The organism is Pantoea sp. USHLN298 (assembly GCF_037149395.1).
GTDB lineage: Bacteria > Pseudomonadota > Gammaproteobacteria > Enterobacterales > Enterobacteriaceae > Pantoea > Pantoea astica.
This window is the reverse complement of sequence record NZ_JBBCRO010000006.1, coordinates 193,392-212,111: the sequence shown is the minus strand read 5'-3', so window position 1 is coordinate 212,111 and position 18,720 is coordinate 193,392. Positions and strand designations below refer to the sequence as shown.

The 18,720-nt window shown below is 56.4% G+C and carries 18 protein-coding genes; 14 read left to right on the top strand and 4 right to left on the bottom strand.

Annotated features, from left to right (window positions below; translation table 11 throughout):
- Positions 1 to 2: 2 nt before the first annotated feature.
- Both WFK59_RS16710 and WFK59_RS16705 read right to left on the bottom strand, forming a co-directional pair.
- Positions 3 to 1,661, bottom strand: a complete 1,659-nt coding sequence (locus WFK59_RS16710; RefSeq protein WP_233988126.1) for an alpha,alpha-trehalase — start codon at positions 1,659 to 1,661, stop codon at positions 3 to 5.
- Positions 1,662 to 2,014: 353 nt separating this feature from the next.
- Complete coding sequence (locus WFK59_RS16705) at positions 2,015 to 2,872, bottom strand: SDR family oxidoreductase (RefSeq protein ID WP_336756514.1); 858 nt, start codon at positions 2,870 to 2,872, stop codon at positions 2,015 to 2,017.
- Positions 2,873 to 2,975: 103 nt separating this feature from the next.
- Between WFK59_RS16705 and WFK59_RS16700 the strand changes: the two genes are divergently transcribed.
- Positions 2,976 to 3,362, top strand: a complete 387-nt coding sequence (locus WFK59_RS16700) for a winged helix-turn-helix transcriptional regulator (RefSeq protein ID WP_336756513.1) — start codon at positions 2,976 to 2,978, stop codon at positions 3,360 to 3,362.
- 65 nt (positions 3,363 to 3,427) lie between these two features.
- Here WFK59_RS16700 and yghX read toward each other — a convergent pair whose 3' ends face one another.
- Positions 3,428 to 4,315, bottom strand: coding sequence for a YghX family hydrolase (yghX, locus tag WFK59_RS16695; RefSeq protein WP_336756512.1), 888 nt, complete (start codon positions 4,313 to 4,315; stop codon positions 3,428 to 3,430).
- 786 nt (positions 4,316 to 5,101) lie between these two features.
- On the opposite strand from yghX, the gene WFK59_RS16690 reads away from it, so the two are divergent.
- From WFK59_RS16690 to WFK59_RS16660, 7 genes are all read left to right on the top strand, one after another.
- On the top strand, positions 5,102 to 6,514 hold the full coding sequence (locus WFK59_RS16690; protein WP_233987145.1) for a cytochrome ubiquinol oxidase subunit I: 1,413 nt from the start codon (positions 5,102 to 5,104) through the stop codon (positions 6,512 to 6,514).
- 1 nt (position 6,515) lies between these two features.
- Entirely contained in the window at positions 6,516 to 7,520 is a 1,005-nt protein-coding gene (cydB, locus tag WFK59_RS16685) for a cytochrome d ubiquinol oxidase subunit II (RefSeq protein WP_094121919.1), read from the top strand.
- Position 7,521: 1 nt separating this feature from the next.
- Positions 7,522 to 7,689, top strand: a complete 168-nt coding sequence (locus tag WFK59_RS16680; RefSeq protein WP_094121920.1) for a DUF2474 domain-containing protein — start codon at positions 7,522 to 7,524, stop codon at positions 7,687 to 7,689.
- Between the two features lie 192 nt (positions 7,690 to 7,881).
- Entirely contained in the window at positions 7,882 to 8,751 is an 870-nt protein-coding gene (locus WFK59_RS16675) for a helix-turn-helix domain-containing protein (RefSeq protein ID WP_233987146.1), read from the top strand.
- Positions 8,752 to 9,030: 279 nt separating this feature from the next.
- On the top strand, positions 9,031 to 9,186 hold the full coding sequence (locus WFK59_RS16670) for a hypothetical protein (RefSeq protein ID WP_336756510.1): 156 nt from the start codon (positions 9,031 to 9,033) through the stop codon (positions 9,184 to 9,186).
- 366 nt (positions 9,187 to 9,552) lie between these two features.
- On the top strand, positions 9,553 to 10,380 hold the full coding sequence (locus WFK59_RS16665; RefSeq protein WP_336756508.1) for a siderophore-interacting protein: 828 nt from the start codon (positions 9,553 to 9,555) through the stop codon (positions 10,378 to 10,380).
- Positions 10,381 to 10,457: 77 nt separating this feature from the next.
- Positions 10,458 to 10,994: a PadR family transcriptional regulator gene (locus WFK59_RS16660; protein ID WP_233987149.1), complete on the top strand. Its 537-nt coding sequence runs from the start codon at positions 10,458 to 10,460 to the stop codon at positions 10,992 to 10,994.
- A gap of 34 nt (positions 10,995 to 11,028) precedes the next feature.
- Here the strand turns inward: WFK59_RS16660 and WFK59_RS16655 are convergent, their stop codons facing one another.
- Positions 11,029 to 11,325 carry a SelT/SelW/SelH family protein gene (locus WFK59_RS16655; RefSeq protein WP_233987150.1) on the bottom strand — a complete coding sequence of 99 codons (297 nt, stop codon included), beginning with the start codon at positions 11,323 to 11,325 and terminating at the stop codon, positions 11,029 to 11,031.
- Positions 11,326 to 11,565: 240 nt separating this feature from the next.
- Here WFK59_RS16655 and WFK59_RS16650 point away from each other — a divergent pair, with 240 nt between their 5' ends.
- From WFK59_RS16650 to WFK59_RS16625, 6 genes are all read left to right on the top strand, one after another.
- Positions 11,566 to 13,938, top strand: a complete 2,373-nt coding sequence (locus WFK59_RS16650; protein WP_336756506.1) for a TonB-dependent receptor domain-containing protein — start codon at positions 11,566 to 11,568, stop codon at positions 13,936 to 13,938.
- Positions 13,939 to 13,988: 50 nt separating this feature from the next.
- Positions 13,989 to 15,020 carry a hemin-degrading factor gene (locus WFK59_RS16645; protein WP_336756505.1) on the top strand — a complete coding sequence of 344 codons (1,032 nt, stop codon included), beginning with the start codon at positions 13,989 to 13,991 and terminating at the stop codon, positions 15,018 to 15,020.
- Complete coding sequence (locus WFK59_RS16640; protein ID WP_336756503.1) at positions 15,017 to 15,838, top strand: heme/hemin ABC transporter substrate-binding protein; 822 nt, start codon at positions 15,017 to 15,019, stop codon at positions 15,836 to 15,838. Before WFK59_RS16645 ends, WFK59_RS16640 begins: the two co-directional genes overlap by 4 nt.
- The gene (locus WFK59_RS16635; protein ID WP_336756502.1) at positions 15,831 to 16,829 is read left to right on the top strand and encodes a FecCD family ABC transporter permease; all 999 of its coding nucleotides are present in this window, start codon (positions 15,831 to 15,833) and stop codon (positions 16,827 to 16,829) included. The genes WFK59_RS16640 and WFK59_RS16635 overlap by 8 nt, the downstream gene beginning before the upstream one ends.
- A complete protein-coding gene (locus WFK59_RS16630) occupies positions 16,826 to 17,602 on the top strand; it encodes a heme ABC transporter ATP-binding protein (RefSeq protein ID WP_233987155.1) in 777 nt (258 codons plus the stop codon). The genes WFK59_RS16635 and WFK59_RS16630 overlap by 4 nt, the downstream gene beginning before the upstream one ends.
- Positions 17,603 to 17,696: 94 nt before the next feature.
- Positions 17,697 to 18,194 carry a CinA family protein gene (locus WFK59_RS16625; RefSeq protein WP_233987156.1) on the top strand — a complete coding sequence of 166 codons (498 nt, stop codon included), beginning with the start codon at positions 17,697 to 17,699 and terminating at the stop codon, positions 18,192 to 18,194.
- The last annotated feature ends 526 nt before the right edge of the window (positions 18,195 to 18,720 follow it).

Here is an 18,720-nt window from a genome sequence, read left to right as displayed (position 1 = left end):
GCTTAATCCGCCATCAGATGGCCATACATCGTCATCAGACGGCGCGTCACGCCATTGGTCCAGCCGAAGCCATCCTGTAACGGATATTCGCCACCACCGCCGGGACGGGCGCGATCGCCGCTGATGTCATATTTCTCCACCAGCTTGTGATGCAGCTGATAGAAATTGTTGACCGTGGTCAGCCAGTTAACCGCGATTTCGCTCGCCAGCGTCTCTTCACCGTAGTTATTCAGGCCAACAATCGCCATCCACTGCATCGGCGCCCAGCCATTGGGTTTATCCCACTGCTCGCCGCTCTCCACCATTGAGGTCAACAGACCACCGTTGCTCAGGAGCAGATGACGCAGGGCAATGGCCTGCAGATGCGCCTGGTGAGGCGTGGCTAAACCAACAAACAGCGGAACCACCGCCGCCGCCGTAAAGGCACCGAAACGCTCACGACGCCAGTCATAGTCACGGAATACGCCGGCGGTGCTGTCCCACAAATAGCGGGTAATTGCACGTTTCCGCGCCTCGGCTTTTTTCTGCCAGGCCAGTGCGGTCAGCTCTTCGCCTTTGGCGTGCGACAGCGTGGCGATCATCAGCTCAAGTTTGTAGAGAAACGCATTGAGATCGATCGGAATAAACTGGGTGGTGCGAATGCTCGACAGACGTTTCGGATTACGCAGCCAGCGTGAAGAGTAGTCCCAGCCGGAGGCTGCACCCGCACGCAGATCGCGATAAACTTCGCTGGCCGGACGTTTTGACTGTCGGGCCGTTTCCACATCCTCGATCCACGACTCATCACGCGGTGTATCCCGGTCATCCCAGTAACGGTTAAGCAGTGAACCGTTCGGCATCCGCACCACATGGCGATAAGCCTGATTGGGCATCAGCGAACCGGCACCGTCCATCCAGAACTGATACTCCTTCATCAGCTGTTCCTGATAGCGCTTCGCACCGCGCACGCCATCTTCTTCAAACAGCTCAACCATCAGCGCAAACACGGGCGGCTGGGAACGGCTGAGATAATAGGTGCGGTTACCGTTAGGCACATGGCCGTAGTTATCGATCAGCCAGGCGAAGTTATCCGCCATGTGACGCAGCAAATCATCACGACCCGACTCGGCGAGGCCGAGCATGGTGAAGTAAGAATCCCAGTAATAGGTCTCGCCAAAGCGCCCGCCCGGCACCACATAAGGTTTCGGCAGCGGCAGCAGGGAAGAGTGCGGCATATGCTGCTGCGGCATTTTGGTCAGTACCGGCCACAGATCGTCGATATGCTCGTTGAGCGTTTTATCCGGATTGGAGACATAAAAGCTTTCATTTACGCCAGGCAGATAAAAGTGATCGGCGACAAAACGCGACAGGTCAAAATCACTGCTGCGTTTCTGTCGGCGATAGCGCATCAGCACATCCAGCGGATCGTATTTTGGCGAGCAGTCGGGGAAGGTTTTGCTATCCTCAAAAATGCGCGACATCTGGACATGTTCAAACAGTTCCAGATAACGATCGGCAGGGGTGAGCGCATCCGGCGCCGGTAAGCCTTCAATCAGCTCCGGTTCCGGTTCAGAATCCTGCATGCGATCCAGTTTCAGTTCATGGGGATCGTATTGATACTCAACTTCCGCCCCGGCACGAACTTCTTCAAGTGCATTTAGTTGCTGGCGATAAGTATTAATAGCGGCCTCCTGAGCGGTCGGGGTTGCACAAAGGACAAATTATAGACCTCTCATGCTGCGGAACAACAATGCAGAATATCTATGAACGTAATAAAAATTGTCTATTAATCGACGTTTTTGGATAAATTCCAGTCAATTCAACCAAATATGCCGTTGTTCATAAAAAACGCATTTCAGATGAATCTCTTAGTCGGTAAAAGAAAAAAATTTAGCCTGAAGAAAACCGGCTTTTATTTACATTTTGTAAGATAAGCGTGGCGGGAAAAGGGTGCAAAAGATGGCATACGCAACGACAGAACCGGTGAGAAACGGCAAACAGAGCGGCCGATAGCGGCCCGCTCTGCGATCGTCAGTCAGCTTTTCGCCAGCGCAGCGCGAATGACTGCCGGATAAGGCGTCGTGGGACGACCAATCAGCTGGCTGAGCTGATGTGAATCATCAAACAGACCGCCTTTTTCTGCACCCGCGTCGGAATCTGCCAGCATCTCAGCCAGGCCGTCAGGCAGCCCCGCGCTTTTCAGTGCGGCAGCAAATTCCTGCTGCGACAGATTGACGTAATCCACCTTTTCGCCGCTCTGAGCGGCAATTTCAGCGGCGAACTGCGCCAGGGTATAGCTGTCATCACCGGCCAGTTCATACACCTTGCCAGCCTGATTATCACGTACCAGCACTTCCGCTGCTGCATCGGCATAATCCTGGCGCGCTGCCGACGCGATGCGTCCTTCGCCTGCGGCACCGATAAAGGCATGATGCGCCAGCGCCGGAGCGATACTGGCTGCATAGTTTTCACTGTACCAGCCGTTACGCAGCAGGGCGAATGGCACGCCGGAAGCCTGCAACAGCGCTTCGGTTGCCCGGTGTTCTACGCCCAGCCCCAGCGGTGAGCTATCGGCGTGCAGCAGGCTGGTATAAGCAATAAGACCAACGCCAGCCGTTCGGGCCGCTTCAATCACCGCTTTATGCTGGGCTTCGCGCTGACCCACTTCACTGCCGGAAATCAGCAGCAGCTTATCGACGCCAGCGAAGGCGGCAACCAGCGTCTCCGGCTGGCTGTAATCCGCCTGACGCACCACCACACCTTGTGCAGCAAGGTCTGCCGCTTTGGCTGGGGTACGCACGGCGGCAACAATGTCGCCCGCCGGCACTTTTTTCAGTAATGCGTCGATCACTAAACGGCCGAGCTGGCCGGTGGCACCTGTCACTGCAAACATGGTATCGCTCCGATTATTTCGCTGTTGGTGAAATCCAGACTACGGGATAAACTAATTTTTAGTAAGTACTTACAGATTTGTTAGTTTAAGGGTTGTGATATAAATGTCTGAAAAGCTGAGTGAAAGATTTATCCGCGGTGAGCTGCTCAATGTGAACTGCCCCTCGCGTGAGGTACTTAAACGGGTGACCAGCCGCTGGAGCGTACTGATTCTGCTGGCGCTGCAGGACCAGACGCTGCGCTTCAGCGAGTTGCGGCGGATAGTAGGCGGCGTGAGTGAGCGGATGCTGGCGCAGAACCTGCGTCATCTGGAAGAAGACGGTTTCGTGCAGCGCATCGCTTATCAGGTGGTGCCGCCTCATGTGGAGTACTCGCTAACGCCGCTCGGGCGTGAAATGGGTGAGCAGGTGGTCGGGCTGGCCGACTGGCTGGAGGTCAATCTGAGCCGGATACTGGCGCAACGCGATAAAAGCGCGGCGGATCGGGCTTAACGCCCGAGCGACAGTGAAGCCGCGCTTTGCCTGCGTCCCGTCGAAGATGCCTGCAATAGCCTGCGCTAGTGAAGATATTTTTCAAACCACGCCAGGGTTCTTTGCCACGCCAGTTCTGCCGCCGGTTGGTCGTAGCGCGGGGTCGAATCATTGTGGAAGCCGTGATTCACGCCAGGATAGAGGTATGCCTGATAGATCTTGTTATGCTGCTTTAGCGCCGCTTCATAAGCTGGCCAGCCCGCGTTGATATTGTTATCCAGCGCGGCATAGTGCAGCAGCAGTGGCGCGTTTATCCGCGGTACATCTTCCGCTTTTGGCTGCCGGCCATAGAAGGGGACCGCGCAGTCCAGTTCCGGGAAGGCAACGGCCGCCGCATTGGCGACGCCGCCGCCATAACAAAAGCCCGTTATTCCCACTTTCCCGCTCGCTTCCGGGTGATGACGTAAAAATGTCACGGCGGCAAAAAAGTCGTTCATCAGCCTGACGGGATTGACCTTCGCCTGTAATGCGCGCCCCTCTTCGTCATTACCAGGATAGCCGCCGACCGAACTCAGCCCGTCGGGAGCCATCGCGATATAACCCGCTTTGGCGACCCGGCGCGCCACATCTTCAATGTAGGGATTGAGACCGCGGTTTTCATGTACCACCACCACCGCCGGACGCCGGCCTGCAGGTTTCGTCGGTTTTACCAGATAGCCGCGGACTTCACCGTGACCCTCCGGCGAAGGATAGTGGAGGTATTCTGGTTTGATATCGGGATCGGTGAACTCCACCTGCGTCGCCAGGGCATAGTTGGGGCTGAGCATACCGAGCAGCGTGGCACCGGTCATGCCGCCAATCGCCAGTTTACCGGCCATGGCAATAAACTCGCGTTTAGTGATGCGGCCGTGCGCGTAGTAATCGTAAAGCTCCAGCAGTTCCTGCGGAAAATCCTGTGCGGTCAGACGTGCCATAGCGACTCCTTAACCCGGATAAGAGGATAAATGCCACCCTAACAAACCACAGCGGGAGACGGCAGGCAACCGGCATGACGCAACAGGTTAAAACGGTAATAACGTAACGGCAGAGGAAAATAAGCGGCTCAGCCGGATAATAAGTGATTGCTGCTTATTAAGCCGCTTATTCAGTGTTGTTTCAGGGAATAAGCCGCAGACGCGCGGCGGCTGTTAATTATCGGTAAGAGCTCACTCCAATTTATTAACATTTGCATCCGCATTAAACTGCCCGGTTTTACCGGCTTCGCCTGAAAATATAATCCTGCCATTAGACAATCCAGGGCAAAAAAGCAAACAAAGCGGCAGGCAGAAATATTTGGTTGCTAACCCATTAAAAAGTAAGTCTATTTCGAAGGGTTGTTGTCAGATTTGACCTTTCCCGGAACAGGGTTTATAAAATAATAACACCGGAAAACAGCATGTTGAGGGCTTTTTTTTGGTTAAAGGTGGGCTTAGCCAGTGGGCAATTTTAAGCCAGCAATAGCATAACATTCGTGTCACATAACTACGCTGTAATTAACCTTTGCGCCTTATTTTTAAATAAGTAATTCCCATGAAAAACAATGATCAGAATCAACAAAGACTGTTATAGTTTTCATTAACCCGATTGTTTCTGTTTCCTCGCTGCGAATAGTTTTAAATTCGCGGCGGGAATTAATTCAACGGCAACGAAATGAGTGCTTCAGGCTTAAGTTGTTAATTATAAGTAAATATGTGGTGTTCTATGTGGCAAAGAGGTAAGCAATGTTCGGATTAGATGCCTTTCATCTGGCGAGGATTCAGTTCGCATTTACTGTTTCCTTCCATATTATCTTTCCCGCCATCACCATCGGCCTCGCCAGCTTCCTGGCCGTGCTCGAAGGGATGTGGCTGAAAACCCGCGATCATACCTATCGTGATCTCTACCATTTCTGGTCGAAAATCTTTGCCGTCAACTTCGGCATGGGCGTGGTGTCGGGACTGGTGATGGCCTATCAGTTCGGGACCAACTGGAGCGGCTTCTCGGAGTTTGCCGGCAGTATCACCGGTCCGCTACTGACCTATGAAGTCCTGACCGCTTTCTTCCTCGAAGCGGGCTTCCTCGGCGTGATGCTGTTCGGCTGGAATCGCGTCGGGCCCGGTCTGCACTTCTTTGCCACCTGTATGGTTGCGCTGGGAACCCTGATCTCTACCTTCTGGATCCTCGCGTCAAACAGCTGGATGCATACGCCGCAGGGCTACATCATCGAGAACGGCATCGTGGTGCCGCAGGACTGGTTCAAAATCGTCTTTAACCCGTCGTTCCCGTACCGCCTGTTCCATATGTCGGTGGCCGCCTTCCTCGCCAGCGCCTTCTTTGTCGGGTCATCAGCGGCCTGGCATCTGCTAAAAGGCAAAAATAATCCTGCGATTCGCAAGATGTTTTCGATGGCGCTGTGGATGGCGCTGATTGTCGCGCCGATTCAGGCGATGATCGGCGATGCGCATGGTCTCAACACCCTGGAGCATCAGCCCGCCAAAATAGCGGCGATTGAAGGACACTGGGAAAACCCGCCAGGCGAAGCCACGCCGCTGATTCTGTTTGGTATTCCCGACATGGAGCAGGAGCGCACCAAATACGCGCTGGAAGTGCCTTATCTCGGCAGCCTGATCCTGACCCACAGCCTGGATAAGCAGGTACCGGCGCTGAAGTCATTCCCGAAAGAGGATCGGCCAAATTCAACGGTCATCTTCTGGTCGTTCCGCGTGATGGTGGCGATGGGGCTGCTGATGATTACTCTGGGAGTGGTCAGTCTGTGGCTGCGTTTCAAAGGGCGTCTGTATGAGTCACGTCCATTCCTGTGGTTTGCGCTGCTGATGGGGCCGTCCGGTCTGATTGCGATCCTGGCTGGGTGGTTCACCACGGAGATCGGCCGTCAGCCCTGGGTGGTGTATGGCGTACAGCGCACCATTGATGCGGTGTCGGCGCACGGCGATCTCCATATGAGTATCAGCCTGCTGGCCTTCATCCTGGTCTATAGCTCGGTGTTCGGCGTGGGTTATCACTATATGATGCGTCTGATCAAGCAGGGTCCTGAAACCGGCGAAGGACACATCACTGAGCAGGGTGGTCCGGGTCAGAAGAAAACCCCGGCACGTCCACTTTCTGCGGCCACCTTTAAGGATGGAGACCACTAAGATGATCGATTTCTCAATTATCTGGTTCGCGATTATCGTCTTCGCCACCCTGATGTATATCGTAATGGATGGGTTCGATCTCGGTATCGGCCTGCTGTTCCCGTTCAACAAGGATGTGGGCGAGCGCGACATGATGGTCAACACCGTTGCGCCGGTCTGGGATGGTAATGAAACCTGGCTGGTGCTGGGCGGGGCGGGGCTGTATGGCGCGTTCCCGCTGGCCTACTCGGTGATTGCCGATGCGCTGTCGATTCCGCTGACGGCGATGCTGATTGGCCTGATTTTCCGTGGCGTGGCGTTTGAGTTCCGCTTCAAAGCGGTAGAAGGTCACCGCGCATTCTGGGACAAGTCATTCATCGCGGGGTCTATCCTGGCTACCTTCAGTCAGGGCGTCGCGGTTGGCGCAATGCTGGACGGTATTCCGGTTGAGGGCCGCCGTTTCGCCGGTTCCGCAATGGACTGGCTGGCACCGTTCCCGCTGTTCTGCGGCGTGGGGCTGGTGGTGGCCTATGCGCTGCTGGGCTGTACCTGGCTGATCATGAAAACGGAAGATGAGCTGCACCGCAAAATGTCAGCGCTGGCCACGCCGCTGGTGATCGCGCTGCTGGTGATTGTCGGTATCATCAGCCTGTGGACGCCGTTTGCCCACGACGATATTGCCCAGCGCTGGTTCAGCAAGCCTAACCTGTTCTGGTTCCTGCCGGTTCCGGTGCTGGTGTTGCTCTGTTCGTGGGGCATCGTGCGTGCGATCAAACGTCAGGCGCACTACTCGCCGTTCCTGCTGACGCTGGCGCTGATCTTCCTCGGCTTCTCTGGCCTGGGTATCAGCATCTGGCCCAACATTATTCCGCCGTCAGTGACCATCTGGGCCGCCGCATCACCTCCGCAGAGCCAGGCCTTTATGCTGGTGGGAAGCCTGCTGATCATTCCGATGATCCTGGGCTACACCTTCTGGAGCTACTACGTGTTCCGTGGAAAAATCAAAGCAGATGCAGGATATCATTGATATGAAAACCGAAGTCAGCAGCATGAAAAACCACAATGAAACGAAAGCCCCGTGGTGGAAGCGCGTGATGTGGCTGGTGGTTATCTACGCCGCAAGCGTGCTGGCACTGGGTGTCGTCGCCTCATTATTCCGCATGATGATGACAGCGGCCGGTATGCGCAGCCATTAGTGGCTCCCTTACCCGCTGCGTAAAGAGCAGGGCTGACTTCGGTCAGCCTTTTTTAATTAGTCACCTAAGCAATTAATGCGAAATCGTCGCCTGGCCACCCTTTGCGCCCGGCCTTTCCTTACCGCCGTTGCGGTTTTTTGTTATTCTTTTGTGACAAATATCACCCTTTAATCCGCGTCGTACATCGCCATCATGCTCAGTCAGGCCCTTAAAAAACAGCATATTAATGCACTGGTAGAGTGGATCGAAGCCAATCTGACCGACGATCTTAGTATTGATCTGATCACCCTGAAATCGGGTTACTCCAAATGGCACATGCAGCGCATGTTCAAAGAGATGACCGGCCAGACGCTGGCGGCTTACACCCGTAAACGACGCCTGACGATGGCGGCAATGGCGCTGCGGCTGACCCGTATGCCGCTGATCGATATCGCCGTACGCTTTGGTTTTGACAACCAGCAGAATTTTACCCGGGTCTTTAAAAGCCATTTCTCGCTGACGCCTGGCGCGTTCCGTCGTATTCCGCATTTACCGGTGAAACATTTCCACGGCCGGATTCCGGTGCGCTCGCCGATTGAACATGCGGTGCTGGTTGAACAGGATGAAGACCTGCCGCTCTGCGGTGAGACGATGGAGTGGGAGTGTCAGTTCGGCGAATATATCGCCGATCATGAACATCGGGTGGCGGAACAGGCGCGACGGCTGGTTGCGCTGGCGGGCGGCCAGGTGCGGCATGGCTGGCTCGGTTTTCAGTATGGTCCGGGCCACTCTTCGGCTGACCAGCAGAATATCAGCCTGTTCCAGGCGCTGGAGCCGCAGCACGCCGCGATGCTGGACGGCAAAACAGAGAGCTGGAGTGAAACGCGTGGGCTTTATGCGCGGATTAACTGGAGCGGCGCACCTGAGCAGCTGACGCGCTTTATTGCTGACATCTACTATCTGCACCTGCCGACGCTGGGCGTGGCGCGCCGTCAGGGTAAAGATCTGCTGCGGCTGGATTTTGCACTCTGCAAACCGGACTGGCTGAGCGGGGTTTTTTCGATTCCGGTGACGCCAGCCTGAGGCGTCACCGGCCGTTTCAGCCGCGATTCGGCTGCCTAAGCCTGAAAAATGCATATTCTGTGCGGTAAACCGTGACAAACCGCACGATTTTATAAAATAAGTTAACGGTCTGGCGTAAAATCCTTCACCGAAACCCCGTAGTGCACCATTCAACGTACTTTTCTGGCGGGGCTGAAACATTCATCTGCATTTCTGGCCATTTCTGGCTAAAAACGATAAACGAAGAAAATTATGCGACGCTCAATGTTGTTACTTATCTCAATGCTTTCGGCATTGCCTATGCTGGCTGTGGCTCAACTGGCAGAACCCTTCTCGCCACCGGCTGGTCTGCACCCGCATTCCCAGATCTCTCAGCACGAAATTCTGGGCGACGGCCAGTTGCCGCAGCACACCCAGAATAATCCTGCCGCCTCCGGCTTTAACGACACGCTGTGACCGTTCTGGCCGGTAAGCGGGCGTCCCTCGGTTCAGCGGCGCAATCGACATCCCCGGCCGAATGCCTTTCCTGTTACATCCTGCGTCAGCAATAAAATCGGCTGATCGGCTGGCCATCACTTCTGCATCTTTTCCTCTTCTCTCTGGCCTGTGCAGGCTACTGAGCGACTGTTGTCGCCAGTCAGCCAGCGGCTGACTCACTTTGCACTGCTTCGTTCACCGCCTGGTGTCGCAGAAGCCGATCTTCAGTAACATAAAATATATCTTAATCCGCTGCGATCGCATTTTTCGTCATTGTGTTCAAGATATATCATAGCTAATCTGAGCCACTCAGATGAGAATGATTTTGATTCCATGATTATGCTGATGCCCTCGATTGACGGGCATTTAACCCGTTTCAGGAGAGATGTTGTGCCAAATCCTAACTCTGATCGCCTTCCTCAGCGCGTCCGTAATGAACTGCGCTTTCGTCATATTCAGGTGGCAAGCAAAACTAACATTGCCGGTAACTTCTGGCGCATCGTCTTCAGCGGCAGCGATCTGGCGGGCTTCAATTCACCGGGCTTTGACGATCACATTAAAGTCTTCTTTCCCGCCAGCGCGGGTGAGATGCCGGCACTGCCGCAGATCACCGAGGATGGCATTGTCTGGCCGGACGGTTTACGCCCGGCGGCCCGTGATTACACGCCGCTGGCCTTTGACGGCGTCTCGTCGCTGACGCTCGATTTCTATATTCATCAGAGTGGCGTTGCCAGCGACTGGGCGACACAGGCGAAAATCGGCGACAGCCTGATCGTCGGCGGTCCGCGCGGCTCACTGATCGTACCGACCGACTACGCTTTCCAGCTCTATGTCTGTGACGAAACCGGTCTGCCGGCCTTTGCGCGCCGTAAACAGGATGTCCGCGCCCAACAGCTGCATCTGTTTGCCTATGCAGATGAGACCACCGGGCGGGATTACTTAACCGATACGGCTGGCGTTACTCTCAACTGGCTCGGCAGCGGTCAGATGCAACGGGCGCAGCTCAGCCAGCTGATTGCAAAGCTGGATCAACTGGCGATACCGTCGGAAGATTACTTCATCTGGCTGACCGGCGAAGGCGAGTTTGTTAAGGCGCTAAGCGACTATTTCACCACCCAGCGCGGCGTGAACAGCGACTACGTCCGGGCCGTGGCCTACTGGCACCAGAAGTAAAGCCGGCGGCCGCCCGTGTTGAATTTTGCCAGGCGGCGGTCTACCATCAACCTCCATTTCTTCTCCCTGAGCAGGTTATGAAAGACCATTCAGCAGCGCCATCTGATGATCATCCCGCGCGCGCTGGCGGCTGTGGCAGCCGTCGTAAGCGTCGGGAAAAAATGCTGGAGGCGAGTGATATTCGTCTGCTGATGCTCCATTTCCTGGCGCAGAATGCCGCGCACGGCTATGAACTGATCAAGTCGGTGGAGGAGTTGTCGAAAGGGGAGTATTCGCCCAGTCCGGGCATTATCTATCCCAATCTGACGCTGCTGGAAGAGATGGAGGCGATTCAGGTGGTCGACGCGCAGGCCACACGCAAAGCGTACCGGCTGACCGCGGCGGGTGAGGCGCTGCTGGCGTCCAGCGGCGATCGGGTTGCCAGCCTGATCGCCCGCTTATCGTCACTGGCGATTCTGGTTAATAACCGCAGCATTCCGGCGGTTGAGCAGGCGATCCATACGCTGAAAATGGCGCTCAACACCCGTCTGGCACAGCAGGATATCTCCGAGGCCGCGTTGCAGACGCTGATTGCGGCGCTGCACGACGCGGCAGAAAAAATCACCCACAGCTGATCCTTCTCCCTGATGCGGGTTGCCAGCCGGCGACTCAGCTCACTTCAGGCTTGTGCTTATCAATGTGACCCAGCGTGCGATCCGGGAAACAGATGTCGCGCACCCGTTGTTTTAGCGTCGTGGCATCTGGAAAACCTCCATCCCGTTTACGCTCCCACAGCAGATGCCCGTCGAGCGTAATCTCAAAAATACCCCCGGTTCCCGGCCTGAGCGTCACTTCCGCCAGATCCTCAGCGAAGGTGTGCAGGAGTTCCTGTGCCATCCACGCCGATCGCATCAGCCAGTTGCACTGCATACAGTAGTGGATAACGACCACAGGTTTTTGCGCCATAACTCTTTTCCTTTAACGTGTTGATAAATTACCGGTTAATTGTAGTTAACAAATTGTGCTGCGCAAGAGTGATCTTAATGTAAATAGGATTGATAATGATTCTTAATTGCATTAGATTCCGGGCGATAAGAAATACTCAGAAACAACTCCTGCTATTTTGCGGCTTTTGTGCGAAGCCGGTTTGATGATGCCAGCAAGTAAGTGAGCGAATACTAACAATTAACCAGGTAATTCGCGCCCATGTCACCACTTTTTCAGGGATTGACGCAACAGCGTCTGTTTAAACTGGCGTACCTCGCCTCTGCCATCCAACCCCTCTGCAGTTATGCCGCAGGCAGTGACGCTGCTCCGCTGGCGCTTTCCGACAAAACACAAAGTCAGGCCGATGCGGTGATGACGGTTACGGCTCCACCGCTGAAGCAACAGGCTGGCAGCAAAACCAGCCTGTCGGCAGCGGATCTGCAACAGCGTGGTGCCACCGATTTTGGCTCTGTTATGCGTTATGAACCGCTGATCAGCGCCACCGGCAGTCAGGGTGGATCGTCCGCAGGCAAGAGCGGTTTTGATCGGGCGGGCTATACCGGCTACAACATTCGCGGGCTGGAAAGTAACCGCGTCGGGCTGGACGTTGATGGTATTCCGCTGCCGCAGGCAACCGGCCGCAGCTATGTGGGGCGAGCCGGGCTGGACAGTTTTGGCATTGGCCGTGACTACATCGACCCTTATCTGTTTGGCCGCATCGACATTGAAAAGGGCGCGACGGCGGTTGATCAACCCAACACCTCGCTCGGCGGCAATGTCTCGTTCCGTAATAAGTCTCCCGACGACTACCTGCATCCCGGAAAAGCGACCGCGTTCAGCTATCAGAGCGACTATGACTCATCCAATCGCAGCTGGCATAACGGCATCACCGCCGCCGCCGGTGACGATGAACTGCGCGGCATCTTTGTTTACAGCCGCCGCGACGGCCAGCAAACCCGTAACAACAGCGACACGCTGGAGGCGTATCCCGCGAACTGGCACTCCGATGCCTTTATGACCTCCGGGGTCTGGCAACCCAACGATTTGCACCGGTTCAGCGCGACCGCCGACTACTACCATAAAACCAATCACAGCCGTTACGACAGCTGGGATACCGCCGGTAACACCATCTGGGGCAGCGCGCAGCAGCAGAGCGATACCCGCCGCTGGGGCATCAGCCTGGCGGATGAATATACGCCCTACAACGAGATTATCGACAGCCTGACAACCCGGATTTACTGGCAGCAGACCGAAGCGCACGACAATACGCTGATGCCGTCGAGCGCAACCGCCTGGCAAAACGTCTATTCCGATTACAACAGCGACAGCTACGGTTTTGACGCACAGGCAACCAAACGTCTCGGGCGACATGAGCTGAGCGGCGGAGTGAATGCGCGTCGGGTAGAGACCGAGCGGCCTTTCCGTCAGACGCCGGCGCCGGGCGTCACCAGTGTCATCATGCAGCCACAGGCCAATAGCCGCAGCTACACCCTTGGCGGCTATCTGCAGGACAAAATTAATTTTGATGCTGACGGACATAACGCGGCAGTGATCCCTGGCGTTCGGGTGGCGTACCAGAACACCAAACCGCGTGATGTCGGGACGCTGACTACCAACAGCAGCGTGCTGGATGCCAGTGAAGTCTCCGCCCTGTACGGTTCGGCCAACAGCGATACCCAGCTGTTACCGTCGATCGCCCTCCAGTACGATCTCACGCCCAGCCTGATGACCTATCTGCAATATACCCGTGGCGCGCAGTTCCCTAACGATACCCAGCTGTATGGATCCTGGAACCTCGGTTCCAGCTATGCGGGTCCGGCACAGTATGCGCTGATCGGTAATGCTGATTTAAAAACCGAGACCAGTAATAACTACGAATGGGGCGTGAAAGGCCAGCTGACAGAAGGTATCACCCTGAATGCCGCTGCGTTTTATAACGACTACAAAAACTTTATCGCCTTTACCCGCTACAGCCGCGCGGCAAATCCGGGTAAGTTCGTTAATGTCCCCAGCAACATCTACACCACTTACCAGGCGGAAAACCGCGACAAAGCCTATATCTACGGCGCTGAAATCAGCAGCAAAGTGAACGTCGGCAGCTGGTTCCCGCAGGTGGATGGCCTGAGCGCCAGCCTGGCCTTTGGCTATACCCAGGGTGCGGCGAAGTCGAGCTATCTCGGCGACCGCTATATCGACCTGGAAAGCGTGGCCCCGATGAAAGCTATCGTCGGGCTGGGCTGGGATGATGCGGAACGGGGTTATGGCGCGGCCGTCACCGCGACCTTTGTCAAAGGCAAACGCGCCACCGCCACCAACCGTAACAGTTATGCCAACAGCGGCGGCAGCCTGACCGATTCCAGCACCGATTATATGCGGGTGCCCGGTTACGGCATGGTGGATATGACCGCTTACTGGCGGGTAACGCCGCAGGTCAGGCTGAGCGGGGGAGTGTATAACATTACCGATCGCAAATACTGGGATTACCTCAGCAGCCGTGAACTGACCAGCGCGACCCAGCAGGAACGCAACAATCAGGCGCTGGCGGTGATGCCGGGCCGGACCTTCCAGTTAGGCGTTAACGTCGATTTCTGATAACCGCTGCCCTGCACTGATGCAGGGCACCGCAATGGGAGCACTCAAGCATGGATTCTGTTTACCAGCACTACCTCGCCCTGAAAGGCGAACAACCGAAAAAGTATGCCCGTGACCTTGCGGCACTGATCGGGATCAGTGAAGCGGCGCTGTGTCAGGCCCGCATCGGGGCGGATGCCTGGCGGCTGAAGCCAGATTTTCCGGCACTGCTGCAGGCACTTGAGGCGGTTGGTGAAACCAAAAGCCTGACCCGCAACGCCTATGCGGTTCATGAGCAGCTCGGCGAGTACAAAAACCTGCATCTGGGTGACCACGCCGGCATTTTACTGAACCCGCGAGCGCTGGATCTGCGTCTGTTTGTCGCCCAGTGGCGGAGTGCCTTTGCCCTGCAGGAGCAAACCGCACAGGGCGAACGGCACAGCATTCAGATCTTTGATCGTCATGGGGATGCGGTGCTGAAGATCTATGTCACGGATCGGACCAACAGGGCCGCGTGGCAGACGCTGATTGAGGCTTTCCGCGAGGACGGCGCGACGCCACTGCACGTAGAGCCGTTCGCCGCCGCTGCGCTGACCGATAAAGTGGATGGAGCGGCTATCGATCGTGAATGGCGTGCCATGACCGATGTGCATCAGTTTTTCAGTCTGCTGAAGCGTCACAACCTGTCACGTCAGCAGGCGTTTCGTGCCGCCGGTGACGATCTGGCCTGTCAGACCCGCAACGACGCGCTGGCGCGGCTGTTGCAGATGGCGCAGCAGGAGGGCAATGAAATCATGATATTTGTCGGTAATCGCGGCTGTACCCAGATTTTCACCGGCGCGATCGAGAAGGTAGTGCCGATGGATAACTGGCTCAACGTCTTTAATCCGCAATTCACCCTGCATTTGATGGCTGACCAGATCAGCGAAAGCTGGATCACCCGCAAACCAGCTGGCGATGGCTTTGTCACCAGTCTGGAACTGTTTGCCGCCGACGGCACCCAGATCGCTCAGCTCTACGGACAGCGCAGCGAAGGCACGCCGGAGCAGGCGCGCTGGCGCGAGCAGATCGATGCGCTGCGTGATGCAGGAGCCGTGGCATGAGATGGCTGACGCTGTTAGGACTGCTGCTGGCGCTGCCGTCGCTGGCAACGGAGCGGGTGGTATCGATTGGCGGCGACGTCACGCAGATTATCTATGCGCTGGATGCCCAGCAGCAGCTGGTGGCGCGAGACAGCACCAGCCTGCGCCCGGCGCTGGCAACCCGGCTGCCGGATGTCGGTTACCTGCGCCAGCTGAATACCGAAGGTATCCTGGCGCTGAAACCGACGCTGGTGATCGCCAGTGAACTGGCGAAGCCTTCGCTGGTGCTGCAACAGATTGCACAGGCCGGGGTACGCGTGGTGACGGTCAGTGGTGAAAACAGTCTGCGGGCGATTCCGCAAAAAATAATCACCATCGGCGAGGCGCTCGGCCATCAGACCGACGCCCAGGCGCTGGCACAGCAGATGACGCAGCAGATCGGCCAGTTGCCACAGCAAAAATTGCCGGTGAAGGTGCTCTACATTATGGCCAACAGCGGCATGAAATCGATGGCGGCGGGTAATCAGACCGCTGCTGACAGCGCCATCCGCAGCGCCGGACTGCAGAACGCGATGGGCAGCGTGCCACACTATCAGGCGCTGTCGCAGGAAGGGGTGATCGCTGCCGCGCCGGATCTGGTGGTCATCGGCGAAGAGGGACTGAAAACTCTGGGCGGCGAACAGCAGCTGTGGCAGTTACCCGGACTGGCGTTGACGCCGGCCGGTCAGCAGCATCGTCTGCTGGTGATCGATACTATGGCGCTGCTGGGCTTTGGCCTGGATACGCCGCGGGCGATCGTCCGGCTACGTCAGGCCGCGGAATCACTGACGCATGATTAACGGTAATGCGCCGCGCATACTGACGCTGATGACCATTATGTTGCTGATATTCGTGGTGCTGGCCGCCAACTTCGGGGCGATGTCGCTGTCGCTGCGTGGCCTGTGGCAGGCAGCGTTCAGCGAGTTGATCTGGCAGGTCTGGCTGAATATTCGCCTGCCGCGCGTGCTGCTGGCGGTGCTGATCGGCATGGCGCTGGCAGTTTCCGGCGCAGTGATGCAGGGCGTCTTTCGTAATCCGCTGGCCGATCCGGGTTTGCTCGGTATCAGCAGCGGGGCCGGTCTGGCCGTGGCGCTGGCGATTGTTACCCCGCTGGCCCTGCCGCCGTCGCTGGCGCTGTGGCTGCCGATGATCGCCGCCTTTATCGGCAGCCTGCTGGTGACGTTGCTGATCTTCAGCTTCAGCCGGCTGGCGCGCGGCAATCTGTCGCGGCTGCTGCTGGTGGGGATCGCCATCAACGCGCTGTGCGGTGCGGCGGTCGGCGTGCTGTCGTGGCTGAGTAACGATCAGCAACTGCGTCAGCTGTCGCTGTGGGGAATGGGCAGCCTGAGCCAGGCGCAGTGGCCGACGCTGCTGATCTGCGCGCTGCTGATTTTGCCGGCGCTGCTGCTGTTACAGTCACTGTCTCGCCAGCTCAACCTGCTGCAGGCGGGCGAAGAAGATGCGCACTACATGGGCGTTGAGGTGAAACGCACTCAGCATCAGTTACTGATCCTCAGCGCGCTGCTGGTCGGTACGGCGGTGTCGGTCAGCGGCGTGATCGGCTTTGTCGGCTTAGTGGTACCGCACGTAATGCGTTTTTGCCTTGGCAGCGATCATCGCTGGCTGCTGCCTGGTTCGGCGCTGGCGGGCGCGATTCTGCTGCTGCTGGCCGATACTCTGGCGCGCACAGTGGTGGTGCCGGCAGAGATGCCGGTCGGCCTGCTCACCAGCCTGATTGGCGGTCCGTGGTTTCTCTGGTTAATCCTGCGTCAGCAGCGAGGCATCGAATGAGCGAGCAATTACAGGCGGCGGGATTGTGTTTATCCCGCGACGGTAAAGTCATTATCGATCGTCTCGACGTCACGCTCTCGGCCGGTGAGATGGTGGCGCTGATTGGCCCCAACGGTGCCGGGAAATCGACGCTGCTGCGGATGCTGACCGGCTTCCTGTCGCCTGACCAGGGTGAATGTCGTCTGGACGCGCAGCCCCTGGCGGAGTGGTCACGCGAGCGGCTGGCGCGACGCCGGGCAGTGATGCGGCAGCAAACCCAGCTGACCTTTTCACAATCCGCCGAATCGGTAGTGGCGATGGGACGTGCGCCCTGGCCGGAGACGCGCAGCCGGGAAATTGTGGCGGAAGTGATGCAACTGACCGGCTGCCAGTCACTGGCGCAGCGTGACTATCGTCAGCTGTCAGGAGGAGAGCAGCAGCGGGTACAGCTGGCACGGGTGCTGGCACAGCTGTGGCAGGATGGCGCGCCGCGCGGCTGGCTGTTTCTGGATGAGCCCACCTCGGCGCTGGATCTCTTCTGGCAGCAGCAGACGCTGCGATTACTGCGGCAACTGACGCGCACCGGTGAGCTGAGCGTCTGCGCGGTGCTGCACGATCTTAATCAGGCGGCGTTATGGGCGGATCGCATCCTGCTGCTGCACGCCGGCAGGCTGGTGGCACAAGGTACGCCGCAGGCGGTGATGACGGAAGCGACGCTGACCCGCTGGTATCAGGCCGAATTACAGGTGGTGCCGGGCGAGGGTGGAAAGCCGCACATTCAGCTGCGGGTTTAGACCGTTTCGCTTTTAAAACATTGTGTTGCGAGGTTCTGTCTTGACAGTTTTGCGCCATACTTGTGTTTCTGGGTGAGTTATTAAGGAGACAATAATGGCGCAATCTTTAGACCAAACCGCTAACCAACTGGGTGAACTTTTACTCTCTTCCGGACTGCATCTGGCCACTGCCGAATCCTGTACCGCCGGGTTGATCAGCATGACGCTGGCGGCGGTAGAGAACAGTGGCAACTTTTATACCAGCGGCTTTGTGACCTACAGCGAAAATGCCAAGATCCGCCTGCTCGGTGTTCATCCCGCTACGCTGGAGCAGCACACCGCGGTCAGTGAACAGACCGCGCGGGAAATGGCCCAGGGCGCCTGCGCCCGTTCCGGTGAGCCGGTCGGGCTGGCGATCACCGGCTATGCCGGGCCTGATGGTGGGGAAGATGGTACGCCCGCCGGCACCATCTGGTTCGGCTGGGTCTTGCCGAATGGCCAGGACTACGCCGAGTGCCATCAGTTCAGTGGCGATCCTAAATCGGTGATGGAGCAGGGCACGCAGTTCGCGCTGGAAGGGTTGATTAAACGGCTGCAGCTGCCGACTGAATAAAGGCGCAGGATTGCGCCTTAACCGGGCATCACCGTTCCTTTTTTATGCTTTCTTATAAAACCCTATCTGTTTGTAATTCATTGAGTTAGCGTAGAAATATTTCCGGATGCGTTTTGATTTATCCCTACGTATCCGGAAAATCAGGGTCAGATTGAGGTATTGAAAGCAATTGGAAATAACCACTTTTAATATTGTAAAAAGGTTCGCAACCCAAATTGAACCTGGCATCGACTTTTAGAAAATACTTCCAAAAGAAAAATGTCCTGATGCAGGTGATTTTGATACTTTAGCCTGTTTTGCTGATGTCAGCACCTGGTTGAATAGAGAGTATAGATATAATCACCCCTACTATTGCATTAAGGATATGCGTCGTTGAAGAGAGAAAATACCTGATAGAGGTGATACAAGAGGGGAGATTGGTGGTTTGAATTAAAGTATTGATTTTAAATAAAAAATACAGTGAATCTCGTGCGCTACTAAACTGGAGTGAGACCGTAGATAATCACGAAATTAAATTTATCCATTT

Excerpts from the sequence above, each read along its gene's own strand:
- WFK59_RS16680 (WP_094121920.1), top strand. The coding sequence starts at position 7,522 with ATGAAAACCGAAGTCAGCAGCATGAAAAACCACAATGAAACGAAAGCC.
- WFK59_RS16655 (WP_233987150.1), bottom strand. The coding sequence starts at position 11,325 with ATGGCGCAAAAACCTGTGGTCGTTATCCACTACTGTATGCAGTGCAAC.
- WFK59_RS16665 (WP_336756508.1), top strand. The coding sequence starts at position 9,553 with ATGCCCTCGATTGACGGGCATTTAACCCGTTTCAGGAGAGATGTTGTG.
- WFK59_RS16635 (WP_336756502.1), top strand. The coding sequence starts at position 15,831 with ATGATTAACGGTAATGCGCCGCGCATACTGACGCTGATGACCATTATG.
- WFK59_RS16640 (WP_336756503.1), top strand. The coding sequence starts at position 15,017 with ATGAGATGGCTGACGCTGTTAGGACTGCTGCTGGCGCTGCCGTCGCTG.
- WFK59_RS16630 (WP_233987155.1), top strand. The coding sequence starts at position 16,826 with ATGAGCGAGCAATTACAGGCGGCGGGATTGTGTTTATCCCGCGACGGT.
- WFK59_RS16690 (WP_233987145.1), top strand. The coding sequence starts at position 5,102 with ATGTTCGGATTAGATGCCTTTCATCTGGCGAGGATTCAGTTCGCATTT.
- WFK59_RS16660 (WP_233987149.1), top strand. The coding sequence starts at position 10,458 with ATGAAAGACCATTCAGCAGCGCCATCTGATGATCATCCCGCGCGCGCT.
- WFK59_RS16670 (WP_336756510.1), top strand. The coding sequence starts at position 9,031 with ATGCTGGCTGTGGCTCAACTGGCAGAACCCTTCTCGCCACCGGCTGGT.
- WFK59_RS16625 (WP_233987156.1), top strand. The coding sequence starts at position 17,697 with ATGGCGCAATCTTTAGACCAAACCGCTAACCAACTGGGTGAACTTTTA.
- WFK59_RS16705 (WP_336756514.1), bottom strand. The coding sequence starts at position 2,872 with ATGTTTGCAGTGACAGGTGCCACCGGCCAGCTCGGCCGTTTAGTGATC.
- WFK59_RS16650 (WP_336756506.1), top strand. The coding sequence starts at position 11,566 with ATGTCACCACTTTTTCAGGGATTGACGCAACAGCGTCTGTTTAAACTG.
- WFK59_RS16675 (WP_233987146.1), top strand. The coding sequence starts at position 7,882 with ATGCTCAGTCAGGCCCTTAAAAAACAGCATATTAATGCACTGGTAGAG.
- yghX (WP_336756512.1), bottom strand. The coding sequence starts at position 4,315 with ATGGCACGTCTGACCGCACAGGATTTTCCGCAGGAACTGCTGGAGCTT.
- WFK59_RS16645 (WP_336756505.1), top strand. The coding sequence starts at position 13,989 with ATGGATTCTGTTTACCAGCACTACCTCGCCCTGAAAGGCGAACAACCG.
- cydB (WP_094121919.1), top strand. The coding sequence starts at position 6,516 with ATGATCGATTTCTCAATTATCTGGTTCGCGATTATCGTCTTCGCCACC.
- WFK59_RS16700 (WP_336756513.1), top strand. The coding sequence starts at position 2,976 with ATGTCTGAAAAGCTGAGTGAAAGATTTATCCGCGGTGAGCTGCTCAAT.